General features: G+C 37.7%; 18 protein-coding genes. 13 read left to right on the forward strand and 5 right to left on the reverse strand.

The features are described 5' to 3' along the window. A partial coding sequence (locus BMY57_RS08600; RefSeq protein ID WP_177176360.1) for an ATP-binding protein occupies positions 1-319 on the forward strand: 319 nt, incomplete at its 5' end. A 31-nt stretch (positions 320-350) separates the two neighbouring features. Here the strand turns inward: BMY57_RS08600 and BMY57_RS08605 are convergent. Next, positions 351-581 (reverse strand): VOC family protein, encoded by a 231-nt coding sequence (locus tag BMY57_RS08605; RefSeq protein WP_091773611.1) that lies wholly within the window; start codon positions 579-581, stop codon positions 351-353. A gap of 81 nt (positions 582-662) precedes the next feature. Beyond that, positions 663-770: a putative holin-like toxin gene (locus BMY57_RS15865; RefSeq protein ID WP_143063807.1), complete on the reverse strand. Its 108-nt coding sequence runs from the start codon at positions 768-770 to the stop codon at positions 663-665. 254 nt (positions 771-1,024) lie between these two features. Between BMY57_RS15865 and BMY57_RS08610 the strand changes: the two genes are divergently transcribed. The 3 genes from BMY57_RS08610 (at position 1,025) to BMY57_RS08615 (ending at position 3,829) form a co-directional block, all read left to right on the forward strand. Further along, the gene (locus BMY57_RS08610) at positions 1,025-2,983 is read left to right on the forward strand and encodes an aconitate hydratase (protein ID WP_091773612.1); all 1,959 of its coding nucleotides are present in this window, start codon (positions 1,025-1,027) and stop codon (positions 2,981-2,983) included. Continuing rightward, positions 2,984-3,160, forward strand: a complete 177-nt coding sequence (locus tag BMY57_RS16085) for a hypothetical protein (protein WP_175614439.1) — start codon at positions 2,984-2,986, stop codon at positions 3,158-3,160. Between the two features lie 183 nt (positions 3,161-3,343). Further along, complete coding sequence (locus tag BMY57_RS08615) at positions 3,344-3,829, forward strand: DinB family protein (protein WP_091773613.1); 486 nt, start codon at positions 3,344-3,346, stop codon at positions 3,827-3,829. Positions 3,830-3,967: 138 nt separating this feature from the next. On the opposite strand, the gene rsgA is transcribed toward BMY57_RS08615, so the two are convergent. After that, positions 3,968-5,008 (reverse strand): ribosome small subunit-dependent GTPase A, encoded by a 1,041-nt coding sequence (rsgA, locus tag BMY57_RS08620; RefSeq protein WP_256205282.1) that lies wholly within the window; start codon positions 5,006-5,008, stop codon positions 3,968-3,970. A gap of 296 nt (positions 5,009-5,304) precedes the next feature. On the opposite strand from rsgA, the gene BMY57_RS08625 reads away from it, so the two are divergent. The 6 genes from BMY57_RS08625 to BMY57_RS08645 all read left to right on the forward strand — a co-directional run bounded on the left by BMY57_RS08625 (position 5,305) and on the right by BMY57_RS08645 (position 9,404). Then, on the forward strand, positions 5,305-5,943 hold the full coding sequence (locus BMY57_RS08625) for a trimeric intracellular cation channel family protein (protein WP_091773615.1): 639 nt from the start codon (positions 5,305-5,307) through the stop codon (positions 5,941-5,943). Position 5,944: 1 nt separating this feature from the next. Further along, positions 5,945-6,634 (forward strand): Crp/Fnr family transcriptional regulator, encoded by a 690-nt coding sequence (locus tag BMY57_RS08630; RefSeq protein ID WP_091773616.1) that lies wholly within the window; start codon positions 5,945-5,947, stop codon positions 6,632-6,634. Between the two features lie 152 nt (positions 6,635-6,786). Further along, the gene (locus BMY57_RS15870) at positions 6,787-6,906 is read left to right on the forward strand and encodes a cytochrome c oxidase subunit 2A (protein ID WP_143063808.1); all 120 of its coding nucleotides are present in this window, start codon (positions 6,787-6,789) and stop codon (positions 6,904-6,906) included. 16 nt (positions 6,907-6,922) lie between these two features. Next, on the forward strand, positions 6,923-7,390 hold the full coding sequence (locus tag BMY57_RS08635) for a cytochrome c oxidase subunit II (protein WP_091773617.1): 468 nt from the start codon (positions 6,923-6,925) through the stop codon (positions 7,388-7,390). Further along, positions 7,391-9,019 carry a b(o/a)3-type cytochrome-c oxidase subunit 1 gene (locus BMY57_RS08640; RefSeq protein ID WP_091773618.1) on the forward strand — a complete coding sequence of 543 codons (1,629 nt, stop codon included), beginning with the start codon at positions 7,391-7,393 and terminating at the stop codon, positions 9,017-9,019. It begins immediately after the preceding gene. 28 nt (positions 9,020-9,047) lie between these two features. Beyond that, positions 9,048-9,404, forward strand: coding sequence for a cupredoxin domain-containing protein (locus tag BMY57_RS08645; protein WP_091773619.1), 357 nt, complete (start codon positions 9,048-9,050; stop codon positions 9,402-9,404). A 39-nt stretch (positions 9,405-9,443) separates the two neighbouring features. Here BMY57_RS08645 and BMY57_RS08650 read toward each other — a convergent pair whose 3' ends face one another. Further along, positions 9,444-9,701, reverse strand: coding sequence for a hypothetical protein (locus tag BMY57_RS08650; RefSeq protein ID WP_091773620.1), 258 nt, complete (start codon positions 9,699-9,701; stop codon positions 9,444-9,446). A 125-nt stretch (positions 9,702-9,826) separates the two neighbouring features. On the opposite strand from BMY57_RS08650, the gene BMY57_RS08655 reads away from it, so the two are divergent. The 3 genes from BMY57_RS08655 (at position 9,827) to BMY57_RS08665 (ending at position 11,758) form a co-directional block, all read left to right on the forward strand. After that, the gene (locus BMY57_RS08655; RefSeq protein WP_091773661.1) at positions 9,827-11,116 is read left to right on the forward strand and encodes a hemolysin family protein; all 1,290 of its coding nucleotides are present in this window, start codon (positions 9,827-9,829) and stop codon (positions 11,114-11,116) included. A 124-nt stretch (positions 11,117-11,240) separates the two neighbouring features. Next, positions 11,241-11,465 carry a helix-turn-helix transcriptional regulator gene (locus tag BMY57_RS08660; RefSeq protein WP_246247155.1) on the forward strand — a complete coding sequence of 75 codons (225 nt, stop codon included), beginning with the start codon at positions 11,241-11,243 and terminating at the stop codon, positions 11,463-11,465. 2 nt (positions 11,466-11,467) lie between these two features. Then, a complete protein-coding gene (locus tag BMY57_RS08665; RefSeq protein ID WP_091773622.1) occupies positions 11,468-11,758 on the forward strand; it encodes a hypothetical protein in 291 nt (96 codons plus the stop codon). Positions 11,759-11,793: 35 nt separating this feature from the next. Here BMY57_RS08665 and BMY57_RS08670 read toward each other — a convergent pair whose 3' ends face one another. Beyond that, positions 11,794-12,189, reverse strand: a complete 396-nt coding sequence (locus tag BMY57_RS08670) for a YuzC family spore coat inner layer protein (RefSeq protein ID WP_091773623.1) — start codon at positions 12,187-12,189, stop codon at positions 11,794-11,796. Between the last annotated feature and the right edge of the window lie 173 nt (positions 12,190-12,362).

A 12,362-nucleotide genomic window follows, 5' to 3' on the forward strand; every position in this document is an offset into this window, starting at 1 on the left:
TAGAAAATCACAGATAAGATTGAAACGCCTTCGTGATTCGAACCTTGTGATTATTGATGATTTAATGTTTATGGCTATGGATCAGAAAGAAGCTAATCTCTTTTTTCACTTAATCAATGATTTATATAATTCAGCTTCCATCATATTAACATCAAATAAAGGTCCAAGTGATTGGGGAGAACTTCTAGGTGATCCTGCCATAACAACGGCTGTCCTTGATCGGATAGTGCATCGAGCGGAGGTGATTCAATTAAGTGGAGATAGTTATCGAATGAAGAACAGAACTTCCATTTTTGAGGAAGAAAGTGTACAAAATTAATTAGCAAAAAGTGTTCAATTTTACTTGACGGTCACAACATGTCTTCATCAAGGTTCTCTGACTGAATACCAAGCACAACATTATTGTTTATGTCTAAATCGTGATGTTCCTCAAGTACGATCGGGATGTTAGCATGCTTTAGACTTACAATCTTCTCGCCATAATATTGATTAACCTCGAACCCTAATACCTTAGTATAAAAAGCTACTGACTCTTCTAGATTTTTCACTCTTACCGACATCACACATACATGATTTAGCATAATTGCCTCCTAAAGTTTATTTTAGGTTCATCTAAAGTTGAAGTTAATTAATTGTAAACAATTTCCTCTATAAATACAACGTTATTTTTTCTTTGTGATTGCCAAAATAATCTGTACGATGAGCGAGATTAATCCAATGATAAAAGAACCAAAGGCGAACAATATTAGGATGTACGCAGAACCGTCCATGTTGAACACCTCCAAATTATTCCACTAAATAGGTGGTTGTCCACATTATAAAACACGAACACATGTTCGTAAACCTTTTTTGAGAAAATCCTACAATGTCACTATTTTTCGGTGTAAAAATGTCGCTTTTGTACAAAATAAACATTGTTATAACTATCGATTAGTTTGTTTTGGAACCATTTAGGGTAAATTTTACATAGAAACGTTTTTAAATAACGTGGATATGTACGGAGAATATGGAAAGGAGTTTTCAAATGAAATTGAATGTAGCTCAGAAATTGATTCAAGAGCATCTTGTTTCTGGTGAAATGAAACCAGGGACAGAAATTGGTCTAAAGATTGATCAAACCTTGACACAAGATGCAACTGGTACAATGGTCATGCTTGAACTTGAGGCGATGGGAGTTGACCGTGCTAAGACTGAAGCGTCAGCTCAGTATGTTGACCATAACTTAATTCAATCCGATCACCGTAATCCTGATGATCATTTGTTCTTACGTAGTGCGGCGAAAAGGTTTGGGCTTTATTTCAGCCGTCCAGGTAACGGTGTCAGTCACCCTGTTCATATGCAAAAATTGTGTAAGCCAGGTCGTACGTTATTAGGTTCTGATAGTCATACGTGTGCGAATGGCTGTATGGGAATGCTTGCGATGGGGGCTGGAGGTATTGACGTTGCGATGGCAATCGCAGGTGAACCGTTTTACGTTAAAATGCCTCAAATTTGGGGCGTGAAATTAACGGGTAAATTACCAGATTGGGTAAGTGCTAAAGATGTCATTTTAGAAATGCTACGTCGTCACGATGTAAAAGGTGGCGTTGGTAAAATCATTGAATATTACGGCCCTGGTTTAAAAGACTTATCAGCTATGGATCGTCACGTCATTGCAAATATGGGAGCTGAGCTTGGAGCAACAGCTACAGTATTTCCATCTGATAATGAGGTTAAGCGTTTCTTGAAGCAACAAGGTCGAGAAGAGGACTGGCAAGAGATTACAGCAGACCGCGGTGCCGAATATGATCTTCATGATGAGATTGACTTATCAACTCTAGAGCCATTAATTGCTAAACCTTCTAGTCCTGGTAATGTCGTTCCAGTTAGTGAAGTAGCAGGTGAAACGATTTATCAATCTTATATAGGTTCATCAGCAAATCCAGGTTACAGAGATTTTGCTGTTGCGGCTGAAATTGTGAAAGGAAAACACGTGGCCAACGGTGTTTCTTTTGATATTAATCCATCCTCACGTCAAATTTTAACTCAATTAGTGGATGAAGGACATATCGCAAGTTTACTAAGCGCAGGTGGACGATTACACCAAGCGGGTTGTAACGGTTGTATCGGAATGGGGCAGGCACCAGCTTCAGGGCGAAACAGTTTAAGAACAACGCCTCGTAACTTCCCTGGTCGTTCAGGAACAAAAGAGGACAGTGTTTTCTTATGTAGCCCGGAAACGGCTGCAGCATCCGCATTAACAGGTGTTATTACAGATCCAAGAACGTTAGATATGGATTACCCAAGAATCAAAGAACCAAAAGTTGATTTTGAGAAAGATCAAGGTATGTTAGAGGAGCCAATCGATCCAGCAGAAGGGTTGAGTGTAGAACTAGAAAAAGGTCCTAACATTAAGTCGATCCCGAATTTAGCTCCTATTGAGGATAACTTTGAAATACCAGTGTTACTTAAAATGGGTGACAATATATCGACAGACGAGATTTTAGCTGGTGGTTCACGCGTACTACCATATCGTAGTAACCTTCAAAGAATCAGTACGTTTACATTTGAAATTGTCGATGACACCTATTATGAACGGGCGATGAAACAGAGAGATGAAGGTGGTCACGCTGTTGTTGGTGGTTTTAACTACGGGCAAGGTTCATCTCGTGAACACGCAGCATTAGCCCCACGCTTCTTAGGTTTAAAAGCCGTGCTTGTAAAAGATTTTGCTCGTATTCATTTACAAAACTTAATTAACTTCGGTGTTTTACCAATTCAATTTGTCGACGAAAGCGATTATGACAAAATTGAATCAGGTGACGTGTTAGTGTTTGAAAATGTACGTGACAAGGTTCGAAACAATCATGAATTTGAAATTAGCATTAAAGGTAAGGATGAGAAAATCCGAGTGAAACACAGTTTAACAAGCAGGCATCTGGACATAATACTAGAAGGTGGCGTAATTAATTGGATCAAGAAAAAACAAGAAAGTGGGGTTTAAATGGGCTCTCAAGAATTCAGATGTAAGGCTTGTGAAGGTAGTGGACTTTTAATGGATGATGAAGAATGGCATTACACATGTACGGTTTGTGGTGGCGACGGTTATGTCTCTAAATATGAAAACCGAGAGCAAAAACATGTCAGTGATGTTGATGAAAACAATCGAATATTAGATTAATGAAGGGCTGTCCCCAAAGTCATGAGTAGTGACTTATGGGGCAGCCTTTTATTTTAAAAGTTAAATGGCACCATCAGGCGACATCTTCACTCTTTAGATTTGGACGATCCCCTTACTTTTTATTTTCATATGCAGGATAACCACTTCCGTTGTAGAACTTTATTTATAAAAAGGAGTGGTTAGATGAGTGAGAAAACGATGATGCATGAAGAAACGGTGTTAAATCAATGGAAATTGTGGCGCAGTTGGGTGGTAGGATTCATTGATATAGTACCTGAAGAACATTATGACGAGATTCCTGAACCTTTTAAAAATAATATACGCTGGAATGCTGGACACCTATTAGTTGGGTTTGATGATGTTGTTGCCTCAGCTTTGGGTACGGAACGTCAGCTTTCTGAAAAATACCATATGATGTTTCCTCGTGGCAGTAGTCCAGCTGATTGGAAAGAAGAGCCGCCTGCGATGGAAGAAATAAAAGAAAAATTGAGAAGACAGCCGGAAGAATTAGAAGAATTAATCAAAGGAAAGCTTGATACTCCACTTAAGAAAGAGTTTATGGGAATGAACACTTTAGGAGAGGCAATTCAATTTTTATCGGCACATGATGCATTACACTTATCAACGATGAACGCTATGCGACGAATCTTAAAAAACAATAATAAATAAAGATTTTAAATAAAGGAAAATCCGAACCAAGATTCGAGACTCTAAAGCTAGAATTCGAATTAGCTCGGATTTTCCTTTATTTTAATTACTTCAACATGTGTTTAAAATATCCGTTTTAGTTATGCCTAGTATAACACTTTACCATTTCCCTTTTAAGATTTCATCAGCTTGAATACGACTTGCTCTTTGACTTCCGTACTTTTTCTTAAGGTCGAGAAACTTAGCTTCACGTTGAAGTTTAAGGAAACTTTTGTACCGTTCTTCGGAAAGTTCTCCAGTTTCAATGGCTTTTTTTACTGCACAGCCAGGTTCTGAACTATGGCGACAATCACGAAATTTGCATTGCTTTTCAAGTTCCTCAATATCTTGAAACGTTTGACTTGCTGCATCTTCACTTGACCAAAGTTGCAACTCTCTCATTCCTGGTGTGTCGATAATAATTCCACCGCTTGGTAAAATGAATAGTTCTCGTTGTGTGGTCGTATGACGCCCTTTTGCATCATCTTCTCTGATACTTTGGGTTTTCTGAACCTCTTCTCCGAGAAGTCGGTTTATTAATGTTGATTTACCGACACCTGAAGAACCAAGTAGTGAAATCGTTTGGCCCTTTTTTAGGAATGGGAAAAGTTGATCCATTCCTTCATTATGAAGAGCATCCACACTTAATATTGGAACACCCATTGCGATCTCTTCTACAGCACTTATTTTCTCATCGACATCTTCACATAAATCTTTCTTCGTTAAAATGAATACCGGAGAGGCTCCGCTTTCATATATTTGTGTTAAAAATCGTTCCATTCTTCTAAGGTTAAAATCGTTATTTAGTGCACTTACGAGAAACACAATGTCAATATTCGCAGCCATTAGCTGCTCCTGTTGTTTTTTACCGGCAGCATGACGTGATAAAACGCTTTTACGTTTTAATACTTGGTGAATCATTCCTTTTGAGTCTGCGGTGGTGTAGTCAAAAAGTACCCAATCGCCTACACAAGGAAAATCATGGGCGTCTTCTGTACGGTGAAAAAATCTACCGGATACTTCGCAATAAAACTTACCATTTACTGAATATGTGAGATAAATGCCATTTGAAGATTTAGCTACACGTCCAATCGTGTATGGAGTGTCTTTTACTAGTTCTTGAAAGTAATTGTCAAATCCTAATTCACATAAATCGTACAATTTCTTTTCCTCCTTTAAAATAACAGGAGGATAAAGCTTACTATTAAGAAGCAGCATCCCCCTTGTTTTGTCGCTGTTTCCTATGAGACTTTCGGTTATATACAATGATCATAAGCCATCACGCTCCTTTATCGTTGTTGATGTTAGTATACCAAAGTAGATATAAAATGCCACACTCTAACTAAATGATTGAAAGTGAAGGGAATAAAAGATATTTATGGAATTAACCCATTTTCATATTTCAAACAAGTTTAATTTTGTTATGATAGTTTTGTACCAAATGGAGGTGCAAAGCGATGACATGGGACATTTTAAACATCATAGGTACGATGGCATTCGCCATTAGTGGAGCGATTGTAGCTTTAGAAGAGGAATTTGATTTATTTGGTGTCTATTTATTAGGGTTTGTAACGGCATTCGGTGGCGGGATTATTCGAAATGTTTTGCTAGGATTGCCGATTTCAGATATATGGAATCAGGATGTACTCTTTACAGTAGCGTTTATAACCATGACACTCTTGTTTTTTATCCCTTTTCACTGGGTATTAGGATTTAAGAAGTTGTGGGGAGTTTTCTTCGATGCAATTGGTTTAGCTTCATTTGCTGTTCAAGGAGCACTGTTTGCCGTAATGGCAGGTTATCCGATGAGTGCTGTGATTGTAGCTGGGGTGTTGACTGGCACGGGTGGAGGTGTCATCCGTGATATGTTAGCCGATCGAAAACCACTTGTACTCCATCAAGAGATCTATGCAATATGGGCTGTACTAGGAGCGATGGCTGTTGGATTCGGGCTTGCAACCACGATGTGGCAGTTTATCTTATTAATTGTTGCGATAGTGATACTTAGAATGTTTTCTGTCGTTTACCAATGGAGTTTGCCATCACGTTTTGATTGGTTGCGACAACTGAAAAAATTTAAACGTCAGGGGGAGTAAGGTGTTTCGTTCAGAGTCTTTTTTTAGGCAGTTTCCGATTTTTACGGATTTAACAGAAGAAGAATTGAATCGGTTGAGACAAATCTCTGTAGAACGGGATTTAAGAAAAGGTGAGACCATTTTTCGTCAAAATGAAAAACGACATTCCGTTTATTTTATTCGAACAGGTCTTGTGAAAGTGTATAAAATTGACCTTGAGGGACATGAACAAATCGTTAATGTACTGCATTCAGATGAAATGTTTCCGCATGTTGGTTTTTTCGATGAGACCCCTTACCCTGCGACCGCTATTGCTTTAACTGATGTCCGAATTGTTGGGGTTCCAATTGAAGAATTTGAATGGCTTTTAATGGAGAAACCTGGTATGGCGATTAAAGTCATGCGTGTGATTGGAAAGAAGCTTTTGGAATTACAAGAAAGGCTGCAAACGATTCAATCACAAGATGTATTCCGACGAATTGTGATGATGTTAGTGAGATTTGCAAAGGAACTAGGTGTAAAAAAATCAACAGGAGAAATTTATTTACAGCTGCCTATTACTAACTCCGAGTTAGCGAGTATGATTGGCGTATCTCGTGAAACGGTCAATCGGGTATTTAATCGACTGAAAAAAGAAGAAATCATAACCTATAATCGAAAGGAAATACATATTTTAGATTATGAACAATTAAAAACATATTGGATTCATTAACGCCTTTTATGAGGCGTTTTATTTTTGGCTCCATTTGTGAAACTTTTCACAAATTCGTCAACAAAAACGCCTGAGTTTGTGATTTAAATCACAAACTTTAGATTATTTTACCAATAAGATAAAGGTAGAACATGAGATAAGGAGGGCTGCTGATGAAGCGTTCAAATCTTCATGATGAGAAATTGTACGGTGCCTTTATTTCTGTATTATTCGTAGGGGCTTTTATTGTTGGTTCATGGTTGTCTGTGTATTTTCTATTCATATCACGTTAGGTCTTAGAAGGAGGTTATACACATGCATAAGTTAGAAAAAGTGTGGCTAATGATTGGTGTAATGACACTCATTGCATTTTTATCAACAGTAGGGTATCAAGCTTTTGCGTCTGGTCATGCACCGCCCAGTGATTTAACAAAATTGGATCCAGAAAAAGTAGAAGAAACCCCACCGTTTGATGAACCAGGGTTACATCAAATAGGTGACAACGAGTACGAACTAATTATGGTTTTACAATCATTTGGATTTACCCCAAATAAAGTTGAAATTCCACAAGGGGCAACCGTTAAATTTATCGTTACGTCAGTTGATGTCGTTCACGGATTTGAGATTGCAGGAACGCGTGTCAATATGATGGTGACGCCGGGTCATGTGAATTCCATGACATATAAGTTCAATGAAAAAGGTGAGTATTTGATTCTTTGTAATGAATATTGCGGAATCGGTCACCACATGATGAGTGCCGAATTGGAGGTGAAGTAGATGAACCGATTAGACAGTAAGCTGAGTATGGCACATTTTTATATCGCCTTTGGAGCTATTGCGATTGGAGGGTTATTCGGTTTACTTCAGACGTTAGTGAGAAGTGAGATGATTACGCTGCCACCTTCACTTAATTATTATCAAATCTTAACAGCACATGGTGTGTTAATGGCGATTGTATTTACGACATTTTTTATCTTCGGTTTTCTATATGCAAGTGTGGTTAGAACAACAGGAGCTTTAAGTGAAGGAAGAAGACGTTCTGCATGGATTGGGTACTGGATGATGGTGGTAGGGATGATTCTTGGAGTCATCATGATTATGCTTGGTGAAGCGACAGTCCTTTATACGTTTTACGCACCCCTAGAAGCTCATCCACTGTTTTACGTGGCATTAGCTATGATTATTGTCGGAACTTACTTTGGTTCATTTTCAATCATTCGCCAATATAACCATTGGAAAAAAGAGCACACAGGCGAAACAAGTCCGCTTATCGCTTTTATGGCAGTTGCCACTTTAGTACTTTGGTTGATTGCTACGATTGGTGTGGTGCTTACCGTTGTTTTTCAGTTTATCCCTTGGTCGATCGGATGGGTAGATGAAATCAATATTGCCCTTAGCCGAACGCTATTCTGGTACTTCGGTCATCCGTTAGTCTACTTTTGGTTATTGCCAGCTTATATGGCCTGGTACGTCATTGTTCCTAAAATCATTGGTGGAAAAATCTTTAGTGATTCACTCGCTAGATTAGCATTTTTACTCTTTATTTTATTCTCCATTCCAGTTGGATTTCACCATCAATTGTTAGAACCAGGCATTAGTCATGAGTGGAAGTTTATTCAAGTCGTATTAACCTTTGCCGTAATCATTCCTTCGCTTATGACGGCATTTGCTTTATTTGCGACATTTGAAATGAGAGGACGTAGCCTCGGAGGAAAAGGTTTATTCGGTTGGTTTAAAAAATTACCTTGGAAAGATGTTAGATTTTTTGCTCCATTCATGGGAATGACTATCTTCATTCCTGCTGGAGCAGGAGGAATTATTAACGCTAGTAACCAGATGAACCAAGTTGTTCATAACACGATTTGGGTTACCGGCCATTTTCATCTGACCATTGGAGCGACAGTCGCTTTAACATTTTTCGGTATTAGTTATTGGCTCATTCCTCACTTAAAAGGGCGCATCTTAACAAAACAGCTCAATGGAATCGCTATCTATCAAACAATTCTTTGGACTGTAGGTATGTTGATCATGTCAGGCGCGATGCACTTCTCAGGCCTTTTAGGAAACCCAAGGAGAACTCAAGTGACCACTTACTTTGATCATTCTGTTGCATCAGGTTGGGGTGCATATGAAACGGGGATGGCGATTGGTGGTTCGTTACTTTTCATATCATTAATTCTCTATCTCATTTTAATGGTTAATCTATCGTTTTTTGCACCAAAAGGTCAAGAAGCATTTCCGATTGGAGAAGAGGCAGGCGAATCATTGAATCCTCCTCGAATTTTAGAAAATTGGAAGGTATGGATAGGCGTAGCCTTTGCTTTAATCTTATTTGCTTATACGATTCCGATAATCGATATTATTCAAAACGCCCCTCCAGGATCTAAAGGGTTTAAGTTTTGGTAAACAATAAAAATTTAGGAGGATGTAAGTGATGAAAAAATGGTTTTTAAGTTTCTCTTTAATCGTAATGGTGACCTTAGCGGCTTGTGGAGGAGAAGACTCTAATGGAGATCAAGACGCACATGAGGTAACTGACAAAATTATTTTAGAAGCAACTAACTTTGATTTTGATCAAGAAACATATGAAGTAGAATCAGGAGATATAACGATTGAATTATTGAATAAAGAAGGAATGCACGGAATCACAATTGATGAGTTGGAGGATTTTGAATTACAAGGAGATGAACGTAAGACCGTTCACTTGGACCCAGGCGAATATACCGTGAGATGTAGCGTCCCATGTGGAGAAGGTCATATGGATATGGTCGCAACCATTGTGGCGAATTAAGACAAGGACCTCTGCCTAAATAGGGGTGGAGGTCTTTTTCTAACTAAGTTCGTTATACCAATAGGAAACTGCCAAACTAATAAGTGAGCCGATAAAAAATAAAGCCCCATAACCCATGAAAAATAAATGATATTTAAAATCTAAAAAGTAGCCGAACAAAAAGGCGAGCACGCTTAAGATTAGTACACTACCAAAAATGTAAAAATTATAATCACGGCTTAAATTCAACCCGTTTTGAATGTAGTGAATTAAGAGCGACACCACAAAAAAGCCGATTAAAATAAATAGATAGATCATATTCCTTCCCCTTTAAAATGAACTCAATCCACTTTCATTATATCATAACCTTCACTTGATAAAATCCGATAGAATGGGAAAGCTAAGCTTGATGTTTTGTAGGAGTTGATGAGTCTATTATGAGCATGACATTACTATACATACTTTTAATTATTTTATTAATTGCTCTCACTGCTTTTTTTGTTGCATCAGAATTTGCGATTGTAAAGGTTAGGAGTAGCAAAATTGAATATCTTGTTGAACAAGAAGATAAACGTGCTATTGCAGCTCAAAAAATAATAGGTGAGTTAGACGCTTACTTGTCGGCATGTCAGCTTGGGATCACGATTACGGCATTAGGTCTTGGGTGGATTGGTGAACCGACTGTCGAAAGCCTCTTGCGACCGTTGTTTCATTATTTTGAATTGCCGTCTTCATTATCTCATTTGTTTTCCTTTATTCTAGCATTTGCAATTATTACATTTTTACATGTTGTCATCGGCGAACTGGCGCCAAAAACCTTTGCCATTCAATTGACTGAAAAAGTTGCGTTAATGACTTCTCGACCATTGATTTGGTTTTATAAGATTATGTTTCCATTTATTTGGTTATTAAATGGTTCCGCTCGACTTTTGACTCGAATGTTCGGCGTCAGTCCTGCATCTGAACATGAAATAGCTCATTCAGAAGAAGAGCTACGGATCATCTTATCAGAAAGCTATCAAAGCGGAGAAATTAATCAATCAGAATACAAGTATGTCAATCGAATTTTCGAATTTGATAATCGATTAGCTAAAGAGATTATGGTGCCCCGAACGAAAGTAGAAGCGTTTGAAAAAGATACCACAGTTCAAGATTTTTTAGAGGAAATTCGTGAATCGACGTTTACACGTTACCCTGTGATTGAAGGCGATCACGACCACATTGTGGGTATGATCAATGTCAAAAGGGTGATCACTAACATTTTAGATATTTATGATTTTGAAAACGAGACGATTGAGCCGTTCGTCAAACCAGTTATAAGGGTCATAGAAACGATTCCTATTGAGGAACTACTTAAAAAGATGCAAAAGGAACATATACATATGGCTGTACTGGTGGACGAATATGGTGGTACGTCAGGAATAGTTACAGTTGAAGATATTTTAGAAGAAATTGTAGGAGAGATTCAAGATGAGTTTGATCAAGATGAAGAAGAGTTATTGCAAGAAATTGAGCGAAATGTTTACTTAGTAGATGGACGTGCTTTGATTAGCGAAGTGAATGACTGGTTCGACTTAGATATTGAAGCTCCCGATGTCGATACACTAGGTGGTTGGTTGTTAACTGAAAAACATGACCTTAAAAAAGGAGACAGCATTCAGTATGAGAACGTATCATTTTTAGTCAAACAGATGGAAGGTTATACGGTGAGTAAAGTTGAAGTGAGTAAATAACCCTTTTAGATAAGAGGGTTATTTTTGTGTTCCATTTGTAAAAAATAGTTTACTTTATGTAAAAAATATATTACTCTATAATTAGAAGATAATGGTACATATAGATATTGGATGGTGGAAGCATTTGGCTGACAAAACATATGGAACTTTACATAATCGATTAGCTGTTTTACGTGCTGAAAATAAATGGTCCCAAAAAGAAGTTGCGGATCGAGTAGGGGTAAGCAGGCAAACGATTGTGTCTTTAGAGAATAATCGCTATAATCCTTCGTTAAAGTTAGCATTCGAGTTAGCATATTTATTTGAGTGTGATATAAATGACATTTTTCGATATGAGAAGGAGGGATAATATTGGAAGGTTTTCAAAGTTTTTTGACGTTAGTTTACTTAATCAGTATATATGTATTCTTCAAGTTTGTCTGGGGCAGCGAGGGTAAAGATGAACGAGGAGAGCGAATTATGGGGAAAACAGCTATTGGTGCGTTTAGCGTTTTCCCTGTTGGATGGATCTTAATTGATTCTTATCATGAATATATTCAGCCAATATCATATTCACTTTATCGAGAGCTTATTTCTATGTTAATCCCCATTACATTTTTAATTTGTGCGATATTAATTGTTCATAATAGAAGGAAAACATAAAACAAGGTAAGTTGTGTTCTTACCTTGTTTTTAAATCACCATCTCAAATCCATTGTTAAATGACAACAGTCAGCCCCTTCGACTTCGGTTTGCATGGTCATCTTAATGCCGTCCGGGTTATAATCGACCTCTACTTTGTTATGAATTCCAGTCGATTCTAATAATTGCCTCACTCTTTCTACGTCATCTTTTTGTGCAGCATCCATCACTTGAAAAGCAAAATCCTCCGATTCTGAAAGGCGTTGTAAGATTCCGCTAGCATCATAAAGTATTTCACGGAAAGCCTCTGCGGATTCTTTGAACAAACTCGGGTCAACTTCCGGGTATTCTTGCCTTGGAAAGTGACCGGTATGATAAGTGCGATAGATGTCATGCCAAGGGTAGTTATAATAAGGATTATTATGAGCATTTGGGTTATGTCGGTTTCTCATTTTTCTCCTCCTAAACGATTGTCATTATATGTATATGTTGATAGAAGGATATAAAGTGAGATGAAATTTGAAATTGGTTGGTCTAGTAATTTTTAAAATTTTTCTAGTAAAAGCGAGATTTTGTCTAGAATAAACACTATCTTTCCTAATAATGAAAAAATCCAGTCGTTATA

It is taken from the genome of Piscibacillus halophilus (genome assembly GCF_900110685.1).
Classification (GTDB): domain Bacteria; phylum Bacillota; class Bacilli; order Bacillales; family Alkalibacillaceae; genus Piscibacillus; species Piscibacillus halophilus.

Coding starts and splice junctions, on each gene's coding strand:
- BMY57_RS08670 (WP_091773623.1), bottom strand. CDS start 12,189: ATGAGAAACCGACATAACCCAAATGCTCATAATAATCCTTATTATAAC.
- BMY57_RS08645 (WP_091773619.1), top strand. CDS start 9,048: ATGAAAAAATGGTTTTTAAGTTTCTCTTTAATCGTAATGGTGACCTTA.
- BMY57_RS08650 (WP_091773620.1), bottom strand. CDS start 9,701: ATGATCTATCTATTTATTTTAATCGGCTTTTTTGTGGTGTCGCTCTTA.
- BMY57_RS08615 (WP_091773613.1), top strand. CDS start 3,344: ATGAGTGAGAAAACGATGATGCATGAAGAAACGGTGTTAAATCAATGG.
- BMY57_RS08655 (WP_091773661.1), top strand. CDS start 9,827: ATGACATTACTATACATACTTTTAATTATTTTATTAATTGCTCTCACT.
- BMY57_RS16085 (WP_175614439.1), top strand. CDS start 2,984: ATGGGCTCTCAAGAATTCAGATGTAAGGCTTGTGAAGGTAGTGGACTT.
- BMY57_RS15865 (WP_143063807.1), bottom strand. CDS start 770: ATGGACGGTTCTGCGTACATCCTAATATTGTTCGCCTTTGGTTCTTTT.
- BMY57_RS08625 (WP_091773615.1), top strand. CDS start 5,305: ATGACATGGGACATTTTAAACATCATAGGTACGATGGCATTCGCCATT.
- BMY57_RS15870 (WP_143063808.1), top strand. CDS start 6,787: ATGAAGCGTTCAAATCTTCATGATGAGAAATTGTACGGTGCCTTTATT.
- BMY57_RS08605 (WP_091773611.1), bottom strand. CDS start 581: ATGCTAAATCATGTATGTGTGATGTCGGTAAGAGTGAAAAATCTAGAA.
- BMY57_RS08610 (WP_091773612.1), top strand. CDS start 1,025: ATGAAATTGAATGTAGCTCAGAAATTGATTCAAGAGCATCTTGTTTCT.
- BMY57_RS08640 (WP_091773618.1), top strand. CDS start 7,391: ATGAACCGATTAGACAGTAAGCTGAGTATGGCACATTTTTATATCGCC.